Below are 23,908 nucleotides of genomic sequence, written 5' to 3'. Positions count from 1 at the left end.
CAAAAAAGGCGCTCCGAAGAGCGCCTTCTTACCGCCGATTGCGTTACTGCAAACTTACCTGACGCAGCTCAGGCTTGGCTTCGCCACCAATCATGATGCGCTTGGGTTTGGCCTCTTCAGGCACCTCGCGCAGCAGGTCGATGCTCAGCAGCCCGTTGTTCAAGGCTGCGCCGCGCACTTCGATGTGATCCGCCAGGCGGAACGACAACCGGAAAGCACGCTGGGCGATGCCCTGGTGCAGGTAAGCGACCTTCTCGTCGGTTTCGCGTTTGCCGCCGGAAACCGTCAATACGCCTCGTTCGACCTGGATATCCAGATCCTCCTCGGTCAGGCCAGCCACTGCGATGACGATCCGGTAGGCGTCATCACCGTGCTTTTCCACGTTGTGAGGTGGATAGGAATTCGGAGCCTCGCTGCGCAGCGCCGACTCGAACAGGTCGTTGAAACGATCAAAGCCCACCGATTGACGGAACAGTGGGGCCAACGAAAGGGTAGTAGCCATTTTAAAATCTCCTGAGTTTCTCCAAGTGATTTAGCACGCGACCCGCATTCGGCATCGCGTGATCAAACATTTATGGACGCTCAAAAGGTTTTCAATAGGGCTGAGAAAAATTTTTCTTTGCCGATATCGCTGTCGCAGGAACGGCGGGGTCAGCGCCTGTGCTCTAATCTCAACACAGGCGTGCTTTACCCCGTGAGCGCCTGAGACAGCCCTTGAGGTATAAAAAATGAAAATGACTCTCCCAGCCCTGGCATTGGGCATCCTGATCTCCCAAGGCGCCTTGGCCGCCGGAGATGGCACCGCCGCGCTGGGCGGCGGTGTCGGCGGCGTGCTGGGCAATGTCGTGGGCGGGCAGCTCGGTGGCTCGACCGGTGCGGCCATAGGCGCCGGTGTAGGCGGTGCGACCGGCAGCGCGGTGGGCGCGCGCAAAGGCAATCGAGCGGAAGCGGCACTGGGCGGCGGAGTTGGCGCTGCGGGTGGTTCAGTGATCGGCAATCACTTGGGCGGCAGCACCGGTTCGGCCATCGGCGCAGGCCTCGGTGGCGCCGCCGGCGGTGCGGTGGGCAACAACCTGGGGGATGACGGCGGGAAACACAAAGGCAACAAGCATAAACACAAGAACAAGCATCGCTGATCCTCTGACGCTGTCCCCTCAGCACACTCGCCGGGTTGAACGATATTAAAACGTCCTTCAACCCGGCGTGTAAGAGACCGCCCTTACCGCAGTTACATCGGCGTACTGCTCACCACCCGCAGTGCCAGTCCTTCATAGGCATCCAGCGTAATCGTAAAGGTGCCCTCCTCGGTCAAATCCCCTTCCACTCGCTCATTGATGATGTCCACCACCGGCCCCGGTGCGATGTTGGGCAGGTGCAGGGATTCGGTGATCGGCGTCGCGCCGAAGTTCAGCGCCGTGATCTGGGTGCCCTTGCCTGCCGGCAACTCGTGCACCATGACCAGCAGGCCCGGGTGCTCGACGTCCGGAATCAGAATCTGGCGGCTGGCGGCAATGTCATAGGCGCGGCGCACGCCGAGGATCTTCTGCAATTGCGAGGCGAAGGAGTGCGGGTCCTGCAACTGGCTGTTCAAGCTGCCATACAGACTTCTGGAACGCGGCATCTGCCCGGCCGACAGTTCGGCGTCGGGGTTGAGGTCAACCAGATCGTAGGCGCCGCGATGAATCCAGCGCGTGTCGCCATCGGCCATCAAATGCCCGACCTCTTCGGCGGCCAACGGCAAGGCGCCCACCAGGTCCCAACCGGACAGCGCAAACACCCCCGGCTGCATGGCGTTGTACATCACCAGCAGCAAATGGATCTGGCGAATCTGCTGCACATCGGCTGCGGTGATCGCGTCCAGGTCGCGAATGCCCAGGGCCGCAGTGATGATGCTGGCGGTGGTGCAGGACACGCCGTTGGTGACGAACTTAAGGTTATATGGCGCGTGTTCGCCGGTCAGGCGTTCGTACATCTGCTCGCGGATATGCTCGCGCAGGATGTTGCCGGGGAAGGTCTGGCCCTGGAACATGAAGCTGTCATGGGCATGCAGGGTCCAGAAGTGCACCAGTTCCAGGGTCAGTTCATCGTGGTTCTGCAGCGCGTGGATCAGCGAGCCAGGGTCGATGCCGAGGCTGTGCATCTGGCGCAGCATCAGGCGCAGGAACTCGGCATCGCCCATCAGCAACGCATGCTGGTAGGCCGGCCGGGTGATGAAGTCATAGGACAGGTCGGCGCCGCCGTGGGACATGGAGGCGATATCGTCGACGGTGAGGTTGAGTTCCTGAAAGCTGAAACCACCGGCCTTGCGAATCGCACCGCCCAGCAACTGGTTGCCGGTGATCGACAGCGGATGGCTTTCCGACCAGGCGCTGCCGTCGAGCTTGCGCTCCACGCCGAGAAAGCCGTTGGCGTCCAGGCGCAGGATCTTGGCGCCCATCACATCGATGGCGTGCAGCGCGTCGCCGATGATCATCTGCTGGGCGGCGAATGACGGGTCGAGCCAATTCAGCGACGGCTGCCCTTCCTTGAAGTAATGCAGGTACACCCAGCGGCGCGGCTTGCCGTCGACACCTACCACCACGGGCGTGGCGCTCCAGTCGGTTTCCTTGACGCCGGGCTCGAAGAAAATCACCCGCTGCAATTGGCCGACGATGTAGTGCTTGTCGCGCAGTGCGTCCACCTGCGGCGGGCTGAGGTTCTGCGCATCGCGGCCTTCGGCGACGTCGGGCAGCAGCGCCCAGTCTTCTTCGCGGATTTCGACCATGTGATACAGGCCGGGATAGTCTTCATAGGCCATTTCCGCCAGCCGAAAATCCGCGCCCTTGCCGGTGTGCGAGGGGATCACGTCGTCGATGATCACCGCGTTGTGCGCAGCGGCCATGCGCGTCAGCGCCTGCAACTGCGCCTCGGTGCCCAGTTGCGGGTCGATGTCGAAGCTGATGCGGTCGAAGTTGCCGTCGATGGTCGGCGTGTGTCGGGTACCGGACAAACCGCCGGACTTTTTCAGCGGCCCGTTGTGAATGCCCTGGATGCCGATTTTCGACAACGCATGCCACAAGGTTTCGTCCCCCAGCGCTTCCAGCACCGTGCCGTCTTCGCGGGTCACGATCGACGCCGGATATGCCGTGAACCATACCGATGACAGGGCTGAAGCGTCACGCGGGCGCGTTTGTGCGAAGGGTTGCTGCCACATCCGTCCCTGCCCCGAATAGAGCTTGGCGCGCTGGCGCGCCGCGTTCAGCATGGACTGTTGCACCAGCCAATTCACATGATCGTTGTCCGCCGCCGTCATAAGCCTGATACCTGTGGTCGTTAAAGGTGATTCGTAAGCATAGGAGCGACGACCGGGGCGATTCGTTGCATCGGGATGCAGATCCCTATCCAAATCTGGGAGGCGCTTGCCCCAGTGACGGCATCCCAACTGACACGCCTCGGTCCAATGTGGGAGGGGGCTTGCCCCCGATTGCAGTGTGTCAGCTTACACATCGCTGTCTGGCTGCCTGCTATCGGGGCATAGTGTTATCGGGGCATAGGTATCTACACAACTTTCCAGACCGTAGCAGCCGACGGTAACCACGATGCGAAGCGAGTCGCTCTTGATCTGGCTTTTGATCTTAGGCGCCCCGTTAAACCACGCTGGCCGAACGCAGGCTTGAATCCGTGGGTAACCCGGCAGGACGCCGGGTTAGCCGCACTGGGCCAGGGATGGCCCATTGCGGCGGCCCACGGATTCAAGCCTGCGTTCGGGCACACCGAGCCCAAGCGAGGTGCCGAGTGGTGGGGCAAGAGCGTTTTGCTTACTTTTGACTGGGCCGGCATTCCGGCTTTTCAAAAGTGAGCCGCTGTAAAAGCGGAACCCATAGCAGCCGTGACCGCAGAAACGGATATGTACTCGGTCCGATCCAACATCCTGGTCGGCCCAGAGGCCGCCATCGGGGGCAAGCCCCCTCCCACATTTGGGCCAGGATCGACAAAAAATCCCGGTCGGCTCTGAGGCCGCTATCGGGAGCAATCCCCCTCCCACACCTGTTGCGTGGCCTGCCGGTATTGCCTGGGCGTGAACCCGGTCGACGCCTTGAACTGGCGGGTGAACGCGCTGTGGTCGGTATAGCCGCACTGCAACGCGACTTCAGTAATCGGCAGTTCGCTGTGCAGCAATCGATGGGCATGCTCGAGCCGCACCTTCTGGATCATTTGCCGGGGCGTAAGGTGGAACACGCGCTTGCAGTAGCGTTCCAGCTGCGCCACGGAAATGCCAGCAAGGCGCGTCAGTTCACCGAGGGTGACACGGCGGTTGAAGTGAGCACGGATATATTCGTCCACCGCCGCCAGGCGCTGGTAGGCGGGATGGGTCTGGCTGGCCGATTGCAGGTCGAGCGAGATGCCGGCCAGGCCGATGATCGCGCCGCCATCGTTATACAACGGCCATTTGTGCGTCAGGCACCAGCCCGGTTCGCGGCTGCCGTAAAGGTGCAGCTCAAGCTGGTCTTCCAGCACCAGCCCCTGTTGCAGCACCCGCCGGTCCTGTTCGGTATAGCCCGGCCCCAGTTGCGCCGGGAACACTTCGGCGCTGGTCTTGCCCAGCAGCGGTTGCAGGTGCCGCAGGCCGCAGCGCTGCACCAGGGTGCGGTTGGCGAGCACGTAGCGGGCCTCGATGTCCTTGATGAAAATCGCCGCGTTGGGGAGCACGTCCAGCAACGGCAACAGCTGCGCCGCGCCCGTCAGCAACTGCTCGATGCTGTGGGGGCGACTGCCCTGCAAGAGACGCGCAAACACGTGCTGCACCATGACTTAATCGCCCGTTTCCGACCCCGACGCCGAGCAGATTGCCCCAGGCCCGACACACTGTCGAGCGCTGAAACTGTGCTGAATTCGTCATCCATCCCGATGCAAACCATCAATCGCCGCCCGTTCATGGGGTTCACGATAGCACCGCACTTTCTCCGGCCACCCACTGATGGAGCCTTGCATGAAACGCCTGCACGTTATCGACTCCCACACCGGCGGCGAACCCACGCGCCTGATCATGAATGGCTTCCCCACACTGGCCGGCGCCACAATCGCCGATCAGCTCGACGACCTGCGCACGCATCACGATCAATGGCGCCGCGCCTGCCTGCTGGAACCGCGCGGCAACGACGTGCTGGTGGGCGCGCTGTATTGCGCGCCGGTCACCCCGGGCGCGACCTGTGGCGTGATCTTCTTCAACAACGCGGGTTATCTGGGCATGTGCGGACACGGCACCATCGGCCTGGTTGCCTCGCTGCACTACCAGGGGCTGATCGAGCCGGGCGTGCACAGCCTCGATACACCGGTCGGTCCGGTGGCGGCCACGCTGCAGGCCGACGGCACGGTGACTCTGCGCAACGTCCCCGCCTATCGCTATCGCCGGCACGTCGAGGTGCAGGTGCCCGGGCACGGCGCGGTGGTGGGGGATATTGCCTGGGGCGGCAACTGGTTTTTCCTGGTGTCCGACCACGGTCAGGCGCTGCAGATGAACAACGTCGACGCCCTCACCGACTACACCTGGGCCATGCTCAGGGCCCTTGAAGCCCAGGGCATCCATGGCGAAGACGGCGCGCTGATCGACCACATCGAACTGTTCGCCGATGACGCCGACGCCGACAGCCGCAATTTCGTGATGTGCCCCGGCAAGGCCTATGACCGCTCCCCCTGCGGCACCGGTACCAGCGCCAAGCTCGCCTGCCTGGCGGCCGACGGCAAGCTCGGCCCCGATGAGCCCTGGGTGCAGGCCAGCATCACCGGCAGCCGATTCCTGGCCCGCTATGAATGGGACGGCGAACGCATACGCCCGTTCATCACCGGCCGCGCCCACATGACCGCCGACAGCATCTTGCTGATCGACGAGCAGGACCCTTTTGCCTGGGGCATCTGAGCCCTTCCTCATACTCAAGTACCAAGGAGTCAGCACCATGAGCGACACCATCTTCACCGGCTGCATGCCCGCCCTGATGACGCCCTGCACCGCCGCGCGCCAACCGGACTTCGACGCCCTGGTGGCCAAGGGCCGCGAACTGATCGATATCGGCATGAGCGCCGTGGTGTATTGCGGTTCCATGGGCGACTGGCCGCTGCTCACCGAAGCCCAACGCCAGGAAGGCGTGGCGCGCCTGGTGGCCGCCGGCGTACCGACGATTGTGGGCACCGGCGCGGTCAACAGCCGTGAGGCCGTGTCTCACGCCGCGCATGCGGCCAAGGTTGGCGCGCATGGCTTGATGGTGATTCCGCGCGTGCTGTCCCGTGGCGCCTCGGCCACCGCGCAAAAGGCCCACTTCGCGGCGATCCTCAAGGCGGCGCCCAACCTGCCGGCGGTGATCTACAACAGCCCGTACTACGGTTTTGCCACCCGCGCCGATCTTTTCTTCGAACTGCGCCGCGAGCACTCGAACCTGATCGGCTTCAAGGAATTCGGCGGCGCCGCCGACCTGCGTTATGCGGCGGAAAATATTACTTCCCAGGACGACGACGTGACCCTGATGGTGGGTGTCGATACCCAGGTGGTGCACGGTTTTGTCAACTGCAATGCCACCGGCGCCATCACCGGCATCGGCAATGCGCTGCCACGGGAAGTGCTGCAACTGGTGGCGCTGAGCAAACTGGCCGCCAGGGGCGATGCCAAGGCCCGGCGCCAGGCCCGCGAGCTGGAAGCCGCACTGGCGGTACTGTCCTCGTTCGACGAAGGCTGCGACCTGGTGCTGTATTACAAGCACCTGATGGTGCTCAACGGCGACCAGGGCTATGCCCTGCACTTCAACGAAACCGATGTGCTCAGCGACGCTCAGCGCCGTTATGCCGAGCAGCAGTACGCACTGTTCCGCCAGTGGTACGCCAACTGGTCGGCCGAGCAGAATGTCGCTTGATCCCTGTGGCGAGGGAGCTTGCTCCCGCTGGCTACGCAGTAGCCCCGGCTTTAGCGATGGCCAACCCCCACTCAGCCGACATCGTCGTGGTCGGCGCCGGCATCATCGGCGTTGCCTGCGCCTTGCAACTGGCGCGACAAGGACGGCAAGTGCTGGTGATCGACGCGCAAGCGCCCGGCATGGGCGCGTCCTATGGCAATGCCGGGCACCTGGCCACCGAGCAGGTCTTTCCCATCGCCGACCTGTCGATTCTCAAGCGCCTGCCGGCCATGCTGTTCGACCCCATGGGCCCGCTGCGCCTGGACTGGACCTACCTGCCCCGCGCCCTGCCCTGGTTCGTGCGCTTGTTGCTGAACCTGCGACCGACACGCTACCGGCGCACCGTCGCCGGCATTCGCGCGCTGAACGAAGCCAGCCTGGGCGCGTGGCAGCGGTTGTTGCGCTCTATCGGGCAACCGCAGCTGCTGCGCGAAGAGGGTTCGCTGCTGGTCTACGAGCACGCCGAATCCCGCACGGCGCTGGATGCCTTGCAACAACGGATGCAGCAACAAGGCGTGCCGGTTGCGTTCTGGTCCGCTGAAGCCGTGCACACGGCGGCGCCGCAGTTGGGCGAGGCGATACGGGGCGGTCTGTTTTTTCCCGCTACGGGGCATTTCCTCGACCCGTACCAGGTAGTGAGCGAGTTGGTGAGCGCCGCCAAGGCCCTTGGCGTGACATTCCTGCAACGGCGCGTCGTGGATGGCCGTGTCGAAGATGACGGCGTTTCATTGATGACCGATAAAGGCGCAGTGACGGCGCGCCAGGTCCTCATCGCCTGCGGTGCCCACTCGGCGGCGCTGACTGCCGCCCTCACCGGCAAACGCGTGCCGCTGGACACCGAACGCGGCTATCACCTGATGCTGCCCCACGAACACCAGCGCCTGCCCTTCGCCGTCACCTCACTGGAGCGCAAATTCATCATGACCCCCATGGCCGACGGCCTGCGCCTGGCCGGCACCGTGGAATTCGCCGGCCTGGAACGTCCGGCCAACATGCAGCGGGCGTGGCAGTTGCACCGCTTGAGCGACGGCCTGTTCCGCCAGCCGCTGGACGCTGCCGACGCTACGCCATGGATGGGCTTTCGGCCCTCCCTCCCGGACTCACTGCCGATCATCGACCGAGTGTGCGACGCCAAGGTGCTGCTTGCGTTTGGTCATCAGCATCTAGGGTTGACCCAGGCAGCGGTGACGGCGGAAAAAATCGCCGGGCTGGCAGGCGGTGAGGAGGTGCCGGGATTGCAGGCGTATCGACTGGAGCGGTTCTGATAAAGCCTTTTTATTTGACCAACCGCTTCTCTTTGGAGGGCCGATAGCCGAAATACGCGCTGTAGCACTTGCTGAAATGACTCGGTGACACAAACCCGCAGGCCACCAGCACGTCCACCTGCGACAGCTCGGTGTGCTGCAACAGGCGCCGCGCTTCGGTCACGCGCAACTCCATGTAATAGCGCTGCGGGGTGGTACCCAGTTGCTCCTTGAACAGGCGTTCCAGCTGGCGACGCGAGCGGCCGGCGTAGACGGCGAGCTGGTCGAGCTCGAGGGGTTCTTCCAGGTTGGCGTCCATCAATTTGAGCACTTCGCGCAGCGGTGCGCTGACGCAGACGTTTTCGGTCGGCTTGATGCGTCGGTAGCGCGACTCTTCGAAGGCGAGGATGTCTTCGATGCCTTCGACCAACGCCTTGCCGTGCAGGCTCTTGATCCAGTCCAGGGCCATATGGAAGGCGCCCGAGGGGCTGGAAGCGGTCAGGCGGTCGCGGTCGATCACGTAGGGCTCGCTGGTCACCTGCGCGGCCTTGGACACCTCCGCCAGCGCCGGGCGGTGCTCCGGGTGGATGGCGCAACGGTAGCCGTGCAACAACCCGGCGCGGCCGAGAAACCACGAGCCGTTCCACAGGCCGGCAAGCCCGATGCCCTGTTCGGCAGCGGCGCGCAGGATGTGGATGAAGTCTTCACTGGCCTTGAGTTCGGTGCGAAACCCACCGCAGATCACCAGCAGGTCCAACGCCTGCAACACGCCCGGTTCCAGGCGCGCATCGGGACGGATGACCAGGCCCAGGTCGCTGATAATCTCACGCTCGTCCCAACCGAACGTGCGTGTGGCAAACAGCTCGGGGCGCAGCAGGTTGGCGGTGACCAGCGTGTCGAGGGTCTGGGTGAAGGCAGGCAGCGAGAAGTGTTCGAGCAGCAGGAAGCCGATGCGGGTGACCGCCGCCGTCTGCTGGGAGTTGTCATTGAGGTAGCGCAGGTTCTTACCCTTCATGCCACCGCTGAACTGGCGTCTTTCCATCGAGGGTTGGCCCACTCTTATTGTTGATGCAGTGGGCGCTATCTTAGGGGCAAACGCGGCAGCTGTCTCACTCCCTGCCGCTGATCAGCAAAAACCGGTGGCGCCTGAAAACCTGTGACCCAGGCGCTGGCGCGCCATCTGATACGGTTTTTTTCGCGCCATCTGCCTCTGTATCGAAAACCGCCTGAAGCGGACAATGGCGCCATCCGACATTCCTGTCGTCCCCTTCCCTTTGGAGGCCTTATGACCAAGATGGCTATTTTCCTGTTCGGTTTCCTGGTATTGACCATCGGCATCGGTTTGCTGGCGACTATCTCCCCGGTCTAGTGGGGCTGTCACCCCACAACAAGCATCGGATACAACGACAGCACCAGTAACCCCGCCATGGTCCAGTTGAACGCCCGCAACCAGCGCGGCTCGCGCAATACACTGCGCAAGCCGCTGCCGCAGCCGACCCACACGCACACACTTGGCAGGTTGACCACGGCAAACACCAGGGCAATCACCAGCACGTTGGTCACGTAGCCCTCGGCCGGCGTATAGGTCGTGATCGCGCCCAGTGCCATGATCCACGCCTTGGGATTGACCCACTGGAAGGCCGCGGCGCCGAGAAAGGTCATCGGCTTGCCCTGTTCGTCATCGCTGTCCGCCATGCCGCCGGCGTTGGCGATCTTCCAGGCCAGGTACAGCAGATAAGCGGCACCGACATAGCGCAACAGCGTGTACGCCCACGGGAACAGCTTGAACACTTCGCCCAGGCCCAGCCCCACACAAATTACCAGCACCATGAAGCCAATACTGATGCCCAGCGCATGGGGCATAGAACGGCGAAAGCCGAAATTCACGCCAGAGGCCAGCAACATGGTGTTGTTGGGCCCTGGGGTGATCGAAGACACGAAAGCGAACAGCACAAAGGCTGACAGAAGACTGGTGGACATGAACATGGCGCGGCATCCAAGCGGGGGTTGATGTCCTGCGACAGTAGAGGGTTGTGCGGTTTATCGCCCCATACAGCTGGCACTGGATCGAGGAATACACTTTGACGACATGGGTTTCACGAAGCTTTCACAGACGCACGCCTAAAGTTACCCCAGCTCCTACATGAACACCTTTTAGCCCGCTCCCCCATCGCGGGCTTTTCTTTGCCCGTGATTTTTTCCGGATACACAGAATGGACGCTTTGATAGACGATCTCGGCGGTCCCAGGACTGCGCAGCAGGAACTGTTCTACGACCTTGAAGATGCCGGCGCAGTGATCGGCTGGTCGGTGGTTGAACTGACGGCCATGGCGGCCGACGGCAAGGCGGGTAATCAAGCGGCGCTGCTGATCAAAGTATGCGAACTGCTGGCTGTGCAGCAGAAACGCCTTGAGGACTACGCGAATGAAGTCAAAGAGCAGCGAATCAATCGCTCTGAAGCGGCTGGCTGAGACCAGCCGCAACGCTGCATTGGGCCAATCAGCGGTGTTGCGTTGAATGCTGGCCGCCCTCAGCTTGTTGTTTTTTTACACGCTTTCGCGCCCTGAGTTCGTATTGGTGGTGGACAGACCATATCACCAGAAGTAGAGCCGTCACGCCGAAAACCAGGGTTAAAAGCTCTAGCGCGGTACCTTCGTGTGAAAACATTTTTCGTTCCTCATCCTGAAGCCGTGTGACCGGAAAACAGCCACACCGAAATTGTTTGTAACAATACAAACAATTTCAGGGTAGTCGGCCAGGGCGTAGGTGACAACCCTTCCTGGGCCAGAACCCTTGATCTAGACGCGTCATTCGTCGAAAACTACTGATTCAGGATTTGATGAAACGGTGGCCGGGGCGTTCTGCACCGCAAAAAAACCCGGCGCCAGGCCGGGTTCATGAGCTTGAATCAATCACTAGTTATCCGGATGCTCACTCGCCACCGAATCGGCCGCATCCACATCCGACATATCCTCCTCCAACGGCGCGTCGTCGTCCGGCGGTAGCGGAATATTGTCCTCATCACGCTTCGGATCGTGGCCTGTTTCGTTATCGGTGCTACGAGTGACTGCCTGCTGGGACAGGTTACCTGGGGCATTCTCGTTGATGTACATGCTGGCTCTCCGTCATACGCCCGGGATATCCGCGCTTGATATTCAGAAACGCCATGGCAGGCAGAGTGCCGGTTGATAGACGAATGGTGACCCCCATGTGGGAGGGGGCAAGCCCCCTCCCACATTTGATGTTCTCAGTCCTGATCCTTGCGTAGATGCACCTTCCAGTTTTTTACAGGCAATAAAAAACCCCGTAGACGCTAATCTACGGGGTTTTCAAGAGTGGAGGCCGAGGTCGGAATCGAACCGGCGTAGGCGGATTTGCAATCCGCTGCATAACCATTTTGCTACTCGGCCTCAAACGATCAATGCCTGTGTTGCCGGCACTCACCGCATACAAACTTGAGTGGGCTCTGTGAAGCGCGCCTCTACTCTAACTTACCTAACTCATTGAATACATTAAGGTTTTTAATGCTTCATTGCGTTCGATGGGCGCCATTATGTACTTATTTGCTTTTGCCCGCAACCCCTTGATTTCAAAAATATTTCGCATTGGCATCAAGGGGTTGCGTGCGCGCCCTACTCCTTCACCCGTTGCGTCTGGTACTGCGGGTCGGCCTTGATCTGGGCTTCGGTGAAAGGCAGTGGGCGCAGCTGTTTCTCGGAGAACGCCCGGGTCTGGTCCTTGGCGTATTTTGAGTCAGGGTTACTGGATTCGGAGAACGCCAGTATGCCTACCGCCTGGGGGCCTTTGTCGTCGAAACTGACGATTTGCAGATAGCTGGTACCGCTGACGACTTCGCGTTTGCCGTCGGCGCGGGGCACGGTTTGCATGGCGTTGTAGATGCCCAGCTCTTGCGGACCGCCATGGATGGGGGTTTGGCCGGAAACCTGGAGGTCGCCCCAGCGCTTCAGGCCGAGTTTGTCGACGGCGGCGCTGGAGGCGAGCATGGCTTCGCGCAGGGCTTTGGCCACGGGCGCGCGGTCGATAGCCAGGCCGCTTGGGGTGGTCAGCGGGTGGGCCGGGTCGAAGGCGACGCGCCAGGCATCGGGGATCTGCTGCAGGTGTTCCACCAGGTTGATGAAATGCACCAGGCCCAGGCCGCTGTCGAGGTTGGCGCGTTGGTCCCAGGTTTTCAGGCTGTTGCACAGTGGCTGGAGCGCGGCGGCATCCTTGCCCAGGTGCTCGGCGCAGAACGCCAACAGGTCAGGCATGACTTGGCCCGCCAGGTACACCTCGTTGTCCATGACCATGTTTTGCAGCTCACCAACGGTGATCGGTTGTTTCTCCAGCGATTGAAGGCGCTGCAGGGCGAAACGCGCACGAGGGCCCAGGCCGATGTTGTCCTGGCTGATCACCGGGGAGAAGCCGGTGAGCGGTGCCTTGGGATTGGCCATCCAGGCCGAGTCGTTGGAATGCTGCACGTAGTCGCTGCGTTGCAGTTGCGGCAGTTGGGCGGCCGGGAAGATGCCCGGTTGTGCGGCTTGCGGGTCGATGTCCCAGGCGCAGGCGCTGCGGCTGCCGTCGAGCACGATCATTTGCAGGCCGGCGCGGGGGTCGCTGCAGTGCGCGAGCTTGGCGGCGCTGACGTTGGGCACCACCGACAGGTTCATGTACAGGCTCTGGCCCTGGTCATCGGCGGCCAGGGTGTTGACCCACGGAATGCCTTGCAGGGTGTGCACCGAGCTTTGCAGTTCGTCGAGGCTGCCAGCACGGTTCATCGCGTACCACTGTTGTAGCACGCGGTCGTTGCCGAGGTTGGCGTCGCGCAGGCTGTAGGCGTAATGACTGTCCCAGTCCAGCTTGCCGGGCCACTGCACAATGGGACCAAACTGCGAGCTGTAAACCGTATGGGCGACATCCTTGAGGCTGCCATCGGCCTGTTTGGCCTGTACCGTCAGCGTGGTTTTATCCAGGGGCAACGATTTGCCGTCGAGCAGGTAACGCGTAGAATCCTTGGGGTCGAGGGTCAGGCGATACAGGGTGAAATGCTTGGAGGTGTCCACCGTATGCGTCCACGCCACGTGCTGGTTGAAGCCGATATTCACCACCGGCAAGCCCGGCAGCGCCGCGCCCATCACATCCAGCTGGCCGGGAATGGTCAGGTGCATCTGGTAAAAACGCATGCCGCCCACCCACGGGAAATGCGGGTTGGCCAGCAGCATGCCGCGCCCATTGAATGAGCGATCCCGACCGACCGCCACCGCGTTGCTGCCTCGATCAAGGGTGAAACGCTGTTGGTGCGCCGCAGCCAGTTCGAACGCCTTCGCGCTCGGCTGCACAGAGGCAGTGGCTTGCGCAGGCGTCGCGCCAACCAAGGCCTCGGCGAATTGGCCGACACCGCCTTCCACCAGCAGCCTGCGGGTCAGCTTGACCAGGTCTTCCTTGACCAGCGGACGCACCCACGCCGCCTGACACTGCGCCGGTGCGCCCTGCTCTTTCAGATAACGGTTGAAGCCTGCCACATAGCCTTCGATACGCTGGCGGATCTGCGGCGTTTGCGCGCTCCAGAATGCCTCCACCGCGCTAGGCGTGTTGAGCCAGGTAAAGAACACATCGCTGGCGAGATTGTTGCGCTCTTCCAGGGTGACCTGCTCGGGGCCGAAGAACCTGGAGCGCTGGCCGTTCACCGTGACGATTTCATTGGCCAGCAGGCACAGATTGTCCTGGGCATACGCGTAGCCGATGCCAAAACCCAGACCGCGCTCATCGTCGGCGCGGATGTGCGGCACACCATAGGTGGTACGCCGAATCTCGGCCGACGCCTGCGTCACCTGCTCGCGCGCCGATGCCGCCAGGCTCAACCCGAGCAACAGCCCTGCCACGCATACCCTGGACAACCCGTTGGAAATAATCACGCCGACTCCACAGTCAATTGAACACCCTCGATAGGGACAACTGCCCCACCGTTAGGACGCAACCCACCGGGAATAATTTAGCCGCGTGGCAGGTTTATTCCTGTCCAGCGCAGTGTGACAAATCCGATACCGACAAATTTTCTACATCCTGCACTTCATGATTTTGCTCGTTCGTTCGTCTTATTGAATAAGAGCACCATCATTTTCCTGATCAGGCTCTGATAAGGAGTTTTGCATGTACAACCCACAAGCGCCCACGGATGGACACTCATCAACCGCCGAGGCCGGTTTCGGCAGCGGCCCGCAAGGGTTCGGCAAAACGCCGGAACAGCAGGGCAACCAGCGCATACGCCATTTGCTCAAGTGTTTCGGCCTGCGTACCAGCCTGATTCGTCTGAAGGTCATCGACGCCCTGCTCACCGCGGCCGGCAACCAGCGCACCCTTGGCGTGCGCGGCGTGCACGGCCATTTGCTGGAACTGGGCATCCCGCTGTCGTTCCTCAGTGTGCGCGAGGTGCTCAAGCGCCTGTGCAGCGAGGGCGTGATTACCCTCAATGCCGACAAGAGCTACAGCCTCCACGAAGAGGCTGCCAAAGTGCTTGAGGGACGCGTCTGAATCACGCGTTCATCAGAAGTGCGGCTTGACCTTGCGACGCATGATGCCGTTGATCACGACCACCACCACGGCAATCGCAATGGCCAGGTACTGGAAGGTTTTTTCGCTGATCACGCCAATGTTCTGCAGGTAGGACAGACCGAACATCGAGGCCAGCACGGCCAGGGCAATCAGAATCGAATATTTCAGACGTTGCTTTTGGGTCATGACGAGTTCCTGCACCTTTAAGAATGTATCCACTGTGTATCGCCGCGCATGCCAAGCACCTACCCGAAAACGGGGATGGACCGGGGACGGCAAGGTCTCATGTTACAGGCGATGAAAAGCTTTGGCTCGTTCCGCGCCTGTTCGATCTTGTGAATACCCCGGAGGATGTAGACATGCTGCGCCGAATCGCCCTGCTGATCCCCTTGCTGACCATGTTGACCTTGAGCGGCTGCTTCTTTTTCCCGCGTGGGGGCGGCGGCTGGCATGACCATCACTATGGCGGTGGTCCAGGCTACGAGCACCGCTGATCGCGTCGGCCGCTCGCTTGCCCGTCGGCAAACGAGCGGTAAATCTTTAGAGTTTCTTTTCCCCGCATCAGTCGGAACCATCCGAGATCCGCATCTCACATACAGCAAGCCCACCAAGGAAAGATTCCCCCCAATTGTCGTCAGGAAGCATGGGCCAACGCTGTTGGAGTCAGACCCTTGCCTATAGGTATCGCCCACCCCCGCCTGCGCCGGGACGTTGCTGCTCTGGACATACACACGCCTGCCGCAAGCCCTGTCAGCGCATCATCGCCAACGCCTGCTCATGTGGCGGGCATCAGCCCCGTCGGCGCGATTCGTACAGACCTGCTGAACGGCTTGCATATCACCGACCAGCGCCTGCTGCTCAACCAATACCAGGCACTGAGTCAGAAGATTCAGGCACTGATAGATCGGCAACCGAGCATCGACCACCAGGTGCCTTCGAGCATTGCGCGCTTCTGGACCGAACCCCGTGCTGACGCAGACGATCTTGAGTCGGCGCAGGATCAACTGCTGGGTACTCATCGGGAAATGCTGTCCACGCTGGCGGCCTTGCGGGTGGAAGACGGCACCCTGGCACCGGCTGCCAAGGCGCTGATCGACACCGCCATTGAGCACCCTACCCTGGCAGCTCGGGAAAGCACCATGAACGATGGCGAGCGGCCGGGGGTGTATCCGCTCAGGCTCGATACGCCGCAGCCCACCGGCACCCTGCTGGCCGGCGCCTTTATCATCACCAGCAGCGATGGTTCATCGGCACAGCGTCGCTTCGACACGGCCGATGTGGACAGGACATTACAGCCCGGCGAACAACAAGGCCTGGCAGTGCTGTATACCCCTCGCGATGGTTTTGAGGCGTTCGACAGCCCAGGCAAGGCGTTTGAAACCCTGCGCCAACGCATCAGCGATGAACCCGACAGCGCCCAGCAGTTGATGCAGAGCCTGCCACTGACAGTCGAAAAAAGCTTGCCGCGCGACTGGAAAAATCAGCTCAGCCAAACCCTGGTTCCGGTCGCCGACGACGTCATTGCAACAGGCCTGCCGCAACTGCTGGAACGCCAACAGCAGCAGGCCAAAAACCTGCTGCACGCGCAAAACCAGGCGCAAGGCGTCAGGACGATTGCCGAGCCCCGGCGCCTGCCGGACACAGTGGAGGACCTCAAGCAAACCTCTGAGCTGGAGGCGCACTTCGACGGCACCCACGCACTTTGGACGCGCACCGAACTGCTGCTCGATCGCTTGGACCAAGCCAGTGGCAGCGAAGCTTTTGATCGGCAGCAGGGCAATCGTAAAAACTGGGAGTACCTGGCGCGGAAACTCAACGACGCTGTTGAAAACCTGCCGCAAAACCCATCGGCGCGGGAGGTGTCGGCCTACTTGAAACGAACACCGATGAATGTTTCCCCGGACTCCGCTCACTATTTGCCCTACATCCTGGAGCCCGGTAAATCCGTCAGCCTTGAGACCTTCATCGGCGATAACGGCTTTGCACTACCGACCACCCGCGAAGCGTTGCTGTCACTGGCGCACACTGCCTCAGCGCGAGCCCGGCAACACCCTTTCGGCAACTTCGGCGGGGCCTTGTCCTGGCCGATACCCTTGAGCGTCGAAGACCAGCCATCGCTGCGCGCCGCCGCCATCGAGCACTTCAACCGCACGAACGACGAACGGGAGAGCCCCAGGCTCGGCATGCTGGAATGCCTGATGAGGCGCCAGCCGCTGTCTGTCGAAACCCTGGAAGACCCGGTCAAGACCCTGGAAACCCTCGTGAATTCCACGGATGGCCAGGCGCTGGGGCTGGCCATGCAAACCGAGATGAACGGCATTGCCAGCGAAAACAGCGTGAACGATTACACCTTGGCGGTGATCAACCTGGGGCTCGATCCGGAGTCCATCACCACCCCCCATCGAAACCGCCTGGCCGGCTTCGACTTGGCGCAAAAAGGCCACTGGTTCCAGCCGCCCTCCACCATCGTCGCGGCGCTGCGCCAGCATTTGATCGACAACGAAAGAACATCGCCTGCCCTGGCCAACACCGCCGCGCATGTGTTGCTGATGCGCACTGCGCCGCAATTTCTGGTCAAGAATATCCCTGAGCATGTACTTTACGGCAGCCAGGCCTGGGCGAATCTGTGCATCGCCACTGCCGCGATTGAAGCCCAGGCCCCTGGACGGGCGGCCACCATGACCTTTGCCGAAGTGATGATCATGGCCAGCACCCTCCACCCCGCTCCCGCCTCCGTACAAACAGCGGCAATGGTGGACTGGGGGGTAGCCAATAATATCCTCGAGGCCAAGGACGACGCGCGTTACAGCCAGGATGAAATCAGCCGGGCACAAGCGGCCTTCACCCATCAGCAAGGGAGACTGCAAGAAGCCTCAGCGTTATTGGACACGCCCATGCCCGATCGCGAACAGATGGCGCGGGAGCTGCTGGAAAAGACATTCGGGCAAACCACCTCGATCGACGAAAAACTCTACTCCAGGCTCTCCAACAGCCTGCCGCCCAAACCCGGCAAGCCTTATTCGCTGCTTGAGATCGTCATGGAGGGGGTGGTCATGGACGAGCGCTGGGGTATCCAGAAAGGCGCCAGCGGGGTTGATATCGACACGCTTATCGCCTTCACCAAAGGCCCTGAGTTCAACATTCAACACGCCTTCGACAAAGCCTTTGCAAACGCTACCGTTCAGCATAAAACCGTCAAAAAATTTTCTGTGCTCAATGCGCTCAGTCAACTCCCACCTGATGATCAAAAAAGCCTCAGCACGGGAAAGCTCAGGTATTTCCAGGAGAAAAGCTACCGGGTCAGTCGCTTTCCGCTCATCAGCCCCACGTTGTTTCACACCAGCCCCAAAATACTGGTGACGGCAGAGAACAACGGCAAGCTGTCCAAGTATGAGTTCGACACAGATAAAGGCGTCATTCACAATATTGACGGCAGGACGGTGCCCCGCGCACCGCAATACGTCGCGGACGAAGTCAGTAAGGTTGAAGAATTTTTTCCGGATATCGACAAAGCTAAAGTGGTCGATGGCCTGCAGACATTCGTCAGTTACTTGCCGACCAATCCCCTGCTTCCCTGGATGGATACCGACAGCTACAAACGCGACAGTCTCGACGAGGAGCAGCCCGCCATCGCGTCTGCGCCCTATATGTTCACGAGTCCCCGCAGCCATCACATCGCCGAATCGATCCTCGCAGCGCTGGACCTCGACAACCCTGCACGACGCAAGGCCGCCGCCGGGACCACATCCGCCGAACACCGGGCCGAACAGACCCGAACATTGAGGAATGCCTTTCTGGACTTGATTCCCTTGCGCTCGGCCATTGTCAATTTAAGTGACGGAAACTATAGCGAGGGAATCAACGACGTCGCCTTCGATATGTTCGGCTTCATCACCGCAGGCATCGGCGCCGCCGCCAAAGCGGGCAAGGCGTTGGGAACGACGGCTTCCGCCCTGAGCAAGGCGCTCAAAGTCACGAAAATCATGATTCCCCCGCTGCTCAAAGAGCTCAATCCGTTCAACGGCGCGGGTGAGTTATTACTGGGTGCGGGCAAGTTGGCCTATGAGGGTGCGAGCGCCACGCGCGATGGCCTGCGCACCCTCAGGGGCACGGCCAATCAACCGGCGTTGATCGCGGCCAGCGCACGCTATGACGCCGCAGCCACTGGGACGGCCAAAGTGGCGGGTACCACCGTGAACGCCAGCGCCGTCAAAAACAACGAGCAGTGGTACGCGTTCGACGCCTCTCGCATGCAGCCCTATGGCCCGCCCCTGGAGAGCTTCAGCCCGCGCCACACGCTTATGCCCCCGTCTCCCGACGCGCGCCACTTTTCCAGAGCGCGCGCCGACGCCCATCGACACCATCGGATGCAGCCGTACAAGCATCCCGGCCAGGCTTCACTTTCGCAACGGCGATTCAATGGAGTGCCTCCGCAAACGGGCGCTATCGTGCATAAAGCCGATCATCTGCCGCCCACCACGCAAGAGTACGTCGACGCCATAAAGGGCGCCCCCAGCGAAGCTCATTTCACCCCGAGCCGCAGGCAACCCACGCAGGACCGCTTCGAAATGGAGATGAATCGAAGCTATCAAGCGCTGCAGACGCAACTTGCGCTGCCTCGCCCTCCCATCCCTTCAACCAAGCCCTACGAATCAGTGTCGGACCTGATCGAAAAGGCCCTGGACAGCTCGGATATCGTGATATTTGGCGAGAACCACCGACACCTGGCCACGTTTCGCACACTCGACGAGCACATCACCCTGTTCAAACGCAAAAACGTGAAGGTCATCGGTATCGAGGGCGTCGTTTACGACAACAAGATGCGACTCAAGGACGATGGAATGGGAGACACGGGCCCTGGGCAAAGACCTGCCGACCCGGCGTTGAACCTGCAAGCGCTGATCCAGAAATTCCAGGACAACGGCATCGAGGTGGTGCCACTCGATCACTTTTATCTGACTCGGCATCGGCATGATCGAAGTGCGTACACCAATCTGAGCGAAACCGAGCGCAACACACGCAGGCTCAAGGAAATGAACTACTACGCTTCCCGCGAGCTGCTACGACACAAGCATAAAGGCAAAGTCATTGCATTGGTCGGACGTCAGCACATCAATACCACCCAAGGCATCACAGGCCTGGCAGAAGCAACCGGAGGGCTGGGCATTGGGGTATATGAACGAGCAGGCCTGAAGATCGGCTACGGCACCCACTCCACGGACGCGCGGCCGGGTCCGCAGGGCACGATGACCTCGCATAACGACATGACGGGCGACCTGCAAATCTTCGCGCCTGAGTGAAACGGCTCTGCGTGTAACGAGGGCCTGCGCGGTTCGCAGGCCCTTTAGCCTTCAACCGGCGTGCACCCAGCGCTGGTGCAACCACCGTGCAACCCCATCCAGCGCAAAGCCCAACAGCCCGATCAGCAGCACCATCGCCATCAATTCCGAGTACGCCAGCCGATCACGGGTATCGAGGATGTAATAGCCCAGCCCCGCACTGACCCCCAGCATCTCGCATGGCACCAGCACAATCCACAGAATACCGATGGCCAGGCGCACGCCCGTCAGCACATGCCCCACCACTCCGGGAATGATCACCCGCCGCAACGTCTCCCAGCGCGTGGCGCTCAGGCTCTTGCTCAATTGCAGCCAGCGCGGGTCGAGATGACGCACGCCGGCAGCCGTGTTGAGCATGATCGGCCACACCGCGGCAAACGCCAGCAGGAAGTAAATCGGCTGGTCGCCCACGCCCATCAGCATCACCACGATGGGCATCCAGGACAGCGGCGAGATCATGCGCAAGAACTGGAAGGCCGGCGTGGTCGCCGCCTCCAGGTTGCGCGAGCTGCCTACCAGCAGCCCCAGCGGCACGCCCACCAGCAGGGCTAAAAACAAGCCGATAAAAATACGCTTGAGGCTCACGGCAATGTGCAGGTACAGCTCGCTGCGCCCCAGCAATTCCCACAGGCTGCTGAACGTGGCCGCCAGGGAAAAGCGCGACGACAGACCCTGCGCATCGCCGAAGACCTTGACGCCCAGCCACCAGAGCACCAGCAAACCAGCCAGGCCGCCCAAGCCGAGCAACCAGCCCGGCCACGCTACGGTTTTGCCGCTGTTCAAACGCCAATCTCCTCGTTGCGTTCATAACCGTCGGGCAAGCCGAAGGTCTTCATGCCGCCGACCGCTTCGATGGCGTTGCGCACGAAACGGTCATCCACCAGATCCCTGGCCACGAAGGCCGGGTCCAGCTCAGCGAGGAATTTTTTGTCGCCTTCGATCAAGGTGTCTTTCAGGCGGCGTACCAGTTCCTCGGTGTAGCTGGGGAATGGGTAAGGCTGGAAGTCGATGCGGTGCTCGTCCCAGTTGGCGTGCTGGATTGCGCCGTCGGCCAGGTACCCGACGCGATCGGCGGCGGCAGGCGCCAGCACTTTGCTCAACACCGGTTCGGCGTGTGGCGTGTAGCGGTTCGGGCCGTCCTTGGACAACAGCTTCACCGCTTCTTCGCGGTTGTCGCGGGTCCAGACCTGGGCCTTGACGATAGCGTTCACCACTTTCTGCGACCACTCCGGGCGCTGGGTCAGGTCATGCTCGTGCATGAACACCACGCAGCACGCATGGTTGCGCCATACATCGCCGGTGAAACGCTGCACCCGGCCGACCTTGAGATTCTCCGCCAGGGCGTTGAACGGCTCGGCGACGATATACCCGTCGATGCGCTTGCTGGCCAATGCCGGGGGCATGTCCGAAGGCGGCAGCACGATCAGGTTGACTTCATTGGCGCCAATCGCGCCGCCTGCCGCACGTGCCACCGGCGTCAGCCCGTGGTCACGGAACAACTGCTGCACCACCACGTTATGAATCGAGTACCAGAACGGAATCGCCACCGATTTGCCGCCCAGTTGCTTCACATCGGTGATGCCCGGCGCCACGGTCAGGCCCGAACCACCCACGTGGTTCCACGCCACCACCTTAGCCGGCACCTTGCTGCCATAGCGCGCCCATACGGTCATGGGCGACAACAGGTGAATCACGTTGACCTGGCCCGAGATAAACGCTTCGATCACCTGGGCCCAACTGCGCAGCAACACCGGACGTTCGGCCTTGATACCCTCGGCTTCGAACAGCCCGTTATTGTGCGCGACCAACAACGGCGTGGCGTCGGTGATCGGCAGGTAACCGATGCGTACCGGCGCGTCAGGCTCGCTGGCGGCACGTGCCTGCAGGCTGCTGAGCAACGGCAAGGCGCCGGCGGCACTGAGCACCGCAGACAGTTTGAGAAAGTCACGGCGCGAGTGGGTCAGGTCATCCAGACACATGGCTAGGCTCCAGCAGTTCAAGGGGGTTGGGTTGAGGGCGGCTCGCCTGCCGTAAGGTTTTAAGAATGTCGATGCGCAGTGCGCCGATGGCGTCGACCTGTTCCTCACGCGGTTGCGGCAGCTCGATTCGCCATTCGCCCAGGGTGCATGCCGGGCGGTTACCCAGCAGCAGGATACGGTCGGACAACAGCAAGGCCTCATCGATGTCGTGGGTGATCAACACCGCCGCCGAGCCCTGCTCGCGATTGACCTTGAGCAACAGGTGCTGCATGTCCGCGCGGGTCACTTCATCGAGGGCGCCGAAGGGCTCGTCCAGCAGCAGCACCTGTGGCTGGCGCGCCAGGCAGCGAGCCAATGCGGTGCGCTGGGCCATGCCACCGGACAACTGCGCGGGGAACTGATGACGGGCGGCTTCCAGGCCGACCGCAGCAATCGCGTGGTCGACACGCTGGCGGCGCTCGCTGCTGCTCAACTGCGGTTGGCGGGCAAAATCCAGGCCGAAGGCGACGTTCTTTTCCAGGCTCAGCCAGGGCAACAGGCTGGGGTCCTGAAACGCCACCGCCACCCGTGGATGCGGGCCATCCAAAGGTTCACCCAGCACCTGCACGCTGCCGCCCTGGGGCGCCTGCAATCCGGCCAGTACCCGCAACAGACTGGACTTGCCCACGCCGCTGGGGCCGAGGATCGACACCACTTCACCGGGCTGCAACTGCAGGTCGAAGCCCTGCAATACCGGGCCACTGGCATACCCCAGGCACACACCCCGGGCCGTCAATACCGCCGGACTCATAGGTTGGCCTGGCGTTGCAGTTCGGTACGCAGCTGCACCAGGCTGGGCGTGACGATCGGCACAAACGCCGATTCGCGCCAGCGCCGGGCAAAGCCGCTGCCATGGGCGGTGAGGTAGGCCTTGCCGCCGCTGGCCTGCAGCTCCAGCTGCACAGCGCTGGCGGCGGTTTCCGCCAGGGCAATGCGCAGCTTGAACAACGGCACCGGTTCGGCGGCGAAGCGCCCGGCCAACAGGCCGTTCTTGAGTTCAGTGACCAGGTGATCGAGGGTCACCCGCAGCGCTTCGAGTTCTTCACGCAACACCGTGCGCGAAGCGCCCAAGTGATGGGCCACCTCCGCCAGGGAGCGGCGCGCCAGCCCGATCGACAGGCCGCATTGCAAGCCCAGGAACGCCGGGCGCACGGCGGGCAGGAACTGGCGCGCGTCCTCGTGCAGCAGCCAGTCGCGGCTCAGCTCCACGCCTTCAAGGCCAAGGGCGGCGGTGTTGCTTGACTGCAACCCGAGCAGTTCCAGATCGCGGGAGCGCTGCAAGCCGGCCACCGAATCCGGGATCGCCAGGATAAACGGCGCGCCGCCCCCGGCGTGTTCAATGGCCGCAGCGGCGACGAAGCCGTTCCTGCGCAGGTTGGTTACCCAATGCAGGCGACCGTTGAGGGTCCAGCCGTGCTCGGTGGGCGCGGCGCTGATCTGCAGCGTCTCGATGCCGGACAGGAACTTCATCGCATTCGAAAGCCCGGTGGCACCGGCCAGCTTGCCGCTGATCAAGTCCGGCAGCAGTTGCTCGCGCAGCCGCGCATTGGGGCTTTGCAGCAGGTATTCGATAAAGGAACGCTGGCCCCAGCAGACGAAGGCCGCCGCCAGGGAATGGCTGGCAATATTGGCGATGGCTTCCACCGCCCCCGCCACGTCGCCGCCCAGGCCGCCGAGGGCCTTGGGCACGCCGATGCGCAATACATTGGCCTCTGCCAGCCGCGGCAGTACTTCCTGTGGATCGCAACTGCCCACGTCCAGGGCCTGCGCTTGAACATCGAGCCATCGGCTCAAGATCGGGTCAAGCATGGGTGTTTCTCCTTGTTTTGCAACAGGTG

At 61.8% G+C, this 23,908-nt stretch carries 20 protein-coding genes and 1 tRNA gene; 8 read left to right on the top strand and 13 right to left on the bottom strand.

Features of this window, described 5'->3' with window-relative positions; all coding sequences use genetic code 11:
- Positions 1–43: 43 nt before the first annotated feature.
- Complete coding sequence (locus tag TU82_RS06525; RefSeq protein ID WP_057722310.1) at positions 44–502, bottom strand: Hsp20 family protein; 459 nt, start codon at positions 500–502, stop codon at positions 44–46.
- Positions 503–728: 226 nt separating this feature from the next.
- Here TU82_RS06525 and TU82_RS06520 point away from each other — a divergent pair, with 226 nt between their 5' ends.
- Positions 729–1,136, top strand: a complete 408-nt coding sequence (locus tag TU82_RS06520; RefSeq protein ID WP_057722309.1) for a hypothetical protein — start codon at positions 729–731, stop codon at positions 1,134–1,136.
- Positions 1,137–1,228: 92 nt separating this feature from the next.
- Here the strand turns inward: TU82_RS06520 and treS are convergent, their stop codons facing one another.
- Both treS and TU82_RS06510 read right to left on the bottom strand, forming a co-directional pair.
- Entirely contained in the window at positions 1,229–3,292 is a 2,064-nt protein-coding gene (gene treS / locus TU82_RS06515; protein ID WP_057722308.1) for a maltose alpha-D-glucosyltransferase, read from the bottom strand.
- 707 nt (positions 3,293–3,999) lie between these two features.
- Positions 4,000–4,788: an AraC family transcriptional regulator gene (locus TU82_RS06510; RefSeq protein WP_057722307.1), complete on the bottom strand. Its 789-nt coding sequence runs from the start codon at positions 4,786–4,788 to the stop codon at positions 4,000–4,002.
- A 181-nt stretch (positions 4,789–4,969) separates the two neighbouring features.
- Here TU82_RS06510 and TU82_RS06505 point away from each other — a divergent pair, with 181 nt between their 5' ends.
- The 3 genes from TU82_RS06505 to TU82_RS06495 are packed head-to-tail and all read left to right on the top strand — an operon-like array spanning position 4,970 to position 8,185.
- A complete protein-coding gene (locus TU82_RS06505) occupies positions 4,970–5,896 on the top strand; it encodes a 4-hydroxyproline epimerase (protein WP_057722306.1) in 927 nt (308 codons plus the stop codon).
- A gap of 37 nt (positions 5,897–5,933) precedes the next feature.
- Positions 5,934–6,881 carry a dihydrodipicolinate synthase family protein gene (locus tag TU82_RS06500; RefSeq protein ID WP_057722305.1) on the top strand — a complete coding sequence of 316 codons (948 nt, stop codon included), beginning with the start codon at positions 5,934–5,936 and terminating at the stop codon, positions 6,879–6,881.
- A gap of 56 nt (positions 6,882–6,937) precedes the next feature.
- Positions 6,938–8,185, top strand: coding sequence for an NAD(P)/FAD-dependent oxidoreductase (locus TU82_RS06495; RefSeq protein ID WP_057722304.1), 1,248 nt, complete (start codon positions 6,938–6,940; stop codon positions 8,183–8,185).
- A gap of 10 nt (positions 8,186–8,195) precedes the next feature.
- On the opposite strand, the gene TU82_RS06490 is transcribed toward TU82_RS06495, so the two are convergent.
- Entirely contained in the window at positions 8,196–9,179 is a 984-nt protein-coding gene (locus TU82_RS06490) for a GlxA family transcriptional regulator (RefSeq protein WP_057722303.1), read from the bottom strand.
- A 362-nt stretch (positions 9,180–9,541) separates the two neighbouring features.
- A complete protein-coding gene (locus TU82_RS06485) occupies positions 9,542–10,150 on the bottom strand; it encodes a LysE family translocator (protein WP_057722302.1) in 609 nt (202 codons plus the stop codon).
- 227 nt (positions 10,151–10,377) lie between these two features.
- Between TU82_RS06485 and TU82_RS06480 the strand changes: the two genes are divergently transcribed.
- Positions 10,378–10,635 (top strand): hypothetical protein, encoded by a 258-nt coding sequence (locus TU82_RS06480; RefSeq protein WP_057722301.1) that lies wholly within the window; start codon positions 10,378–10,380, stop codon positions 10,633–10,635.
- Between the two features lie 444 nt (positions 10,636–11,079).
- On the opposite strand, the gene TU82_RS06475 is transcribed toward TU82_RS06480, so the two are convergent.
- From TU82_RS06475 to pvdQ, 3 genes are all read right to left on the bottom strand, one after another.
- On the bottom strand, positions 11,080–11,277 hold the full coding sequence (locus TU82_RS06475) for a hypothetical protein (RefSeq protein WP_057722300.1): 198 nt from the start codon (positions 11,275–11,277) through the stop codon (positions 11,080–11,082).
- A 223-nt stretch (positions 11,278–11,500) separates the two neighbouring features.
- A tRNA-Cys gene (locus TU82_RS06470) sits at positions 11,501–11,574 on the bottom strand.
- A gap of 222 nt (positions 11,575–11,796) precedes the next feature.
- Complete coding sequence (pvdQ, locus tag TU82_RS06465) at positions 11,797–14,076, bottom strand: bifunctional acylase PvdQ (RefSeq protein ID WP_057722299.1); 2,280 nt, start codon at positions 14,074–14,076, stop codon at positions 11,797–11,799.
- A gap of 235 nt (positions 14,077–14,311) precedes the next feature.
- Between pvdQ and TU82_RS06460 the strand changes: the two genes are divergently transcribed.
- Positions 14,312–14,692: a hypothetical protein gene (locus TU82_RS06460; protein WP_057722298.1), complete on the top strand. Its 381-nt coding sequence runs from the start codon at positions 14,312–14,314 to the stop codon at positions 14,690–14,692.
- Between the two features lie 12 nt (positions 14,693–14,704).
- Here TU82_RS06460 and TU82_RS06455 read toward each other — a convergent pair whose 3' ends face one another.
- A complete protein-coding gene (locus TU82_RS06455; protein WP_005788056.1) occupies positions 14,705–14,899 on the bottom strand; it encodes a hypothetical protein in 195 nt (64 codons plus the stop codon).
- Between the two features lie 173 nt (positions 14,900–15,072).
- On the opposite strand from TU82_RS06455, the gene TU82_RS29335 reads away from it, so the two are divergent.
- Together TU82_RS29335 and TU82_RS06450 are read left to right on the top strand one after the other, a co-directional pair.
- Positions 15,073–15,207, top strand: coding sequence for a hypothetical protein (locus TU82_RS29335; RefSeq protein ID WP_276307137.1), 135 nt, complete (start codon positions 15,073–15,075; stop codon positions 15,205–15,207).
- A 177-nt stretch (positions 15,208–15,384) separates the two neighbouring features.
- Positions 15,385–20,013 carry a membrane-targeted effector domain-containing toxin gene (locus TU82_RS06450; protein WP_057722297.1) on the top strand — a complete coding sequence of 1,543 codons (4,629 nt, stop codon included), beginning with the start codon at positions 15,385–15,387 and terminating at the stop codon, positions 20,011–20,013.
- 51 nt (positions 20,014–20,064) lie between these two features.
- On the opposite strand, the gene TU82_RS06445 is transcribed toward TU82_RS06450, so the two are convergent.
- Genes TU82_RS06445 through TU82_RS06430 form a run of 4 tightly spaced genes read right to left on the bottom strand, consistent with a single transcriptional unit; the run spans position 20,065 to position 23,879 of the window.
- Entirely contained in the window at positions 20,065–20,835 is a 771-nt protein-coding gene (locus tag TU82_RS06445) for an ABC transporter permease (RefSeq protein ID WP_057722296.1), read from the bottom strand.
- Complete coding sequence (locus TU82_RS06440) at positions 20,832–22,031, bottom strand: ABC transporter substrate-binding protein (RefSeq protein WP_057722295.1); 1,200 nt, start codon at positions 22,029–22,031, stop codon at positions 20,832–20,834. The genes TU82_RS06445 and TU82_RS06440 overlap by 4 nt, the downstream gene beginning before the upstream one ends.
- Positions 22,018–22,821, bottom strand: coding sequence for an ABC transporter ATP-binding protein (locus TU82_RS06435; protein ID WP_057722294.1), 804 nt, complete (start codon positions 22,819–22,821; stop codon positions 22,018–22,020). The genes TU82_RS06440 and TU82_RS06435 overlap by 14 nt, the downstream gene beginning before the upstream one ends.
- On the bottom strand, positions 22,818–23,879 hold the full coding sequence (locus TU82_RS06430; protein ID WP_057722293.1) for an acyl-CoA dehydrogenase family protein: 1,062 nt from the start codon (positions 23,877–23,879) through the stop codon (positions 22,818–22,820). The genes TU82_RS06435 and TU82_RS06430 overlap by 4 nt, the downstream gene beginning before the upstream one ends.
- Positions 23,880–23,908: the final 29 nt, after the last annotated feature.

It is taken from the genome of Pseudomonas orientalis (genome assembly GCF_001439815.1).
Lineage (GTDB): Bacteria > Pseudomonadota > Gammaproteobacteria > Pseudomonadales > Pseudomonadaceae > Aquipseudomonas > Aquipseudomonas orientalis.
Note: the sequence above shows the minus strand (reverse complement) of the source record. Positions and strands in the feature narration are given on the sequence as shown.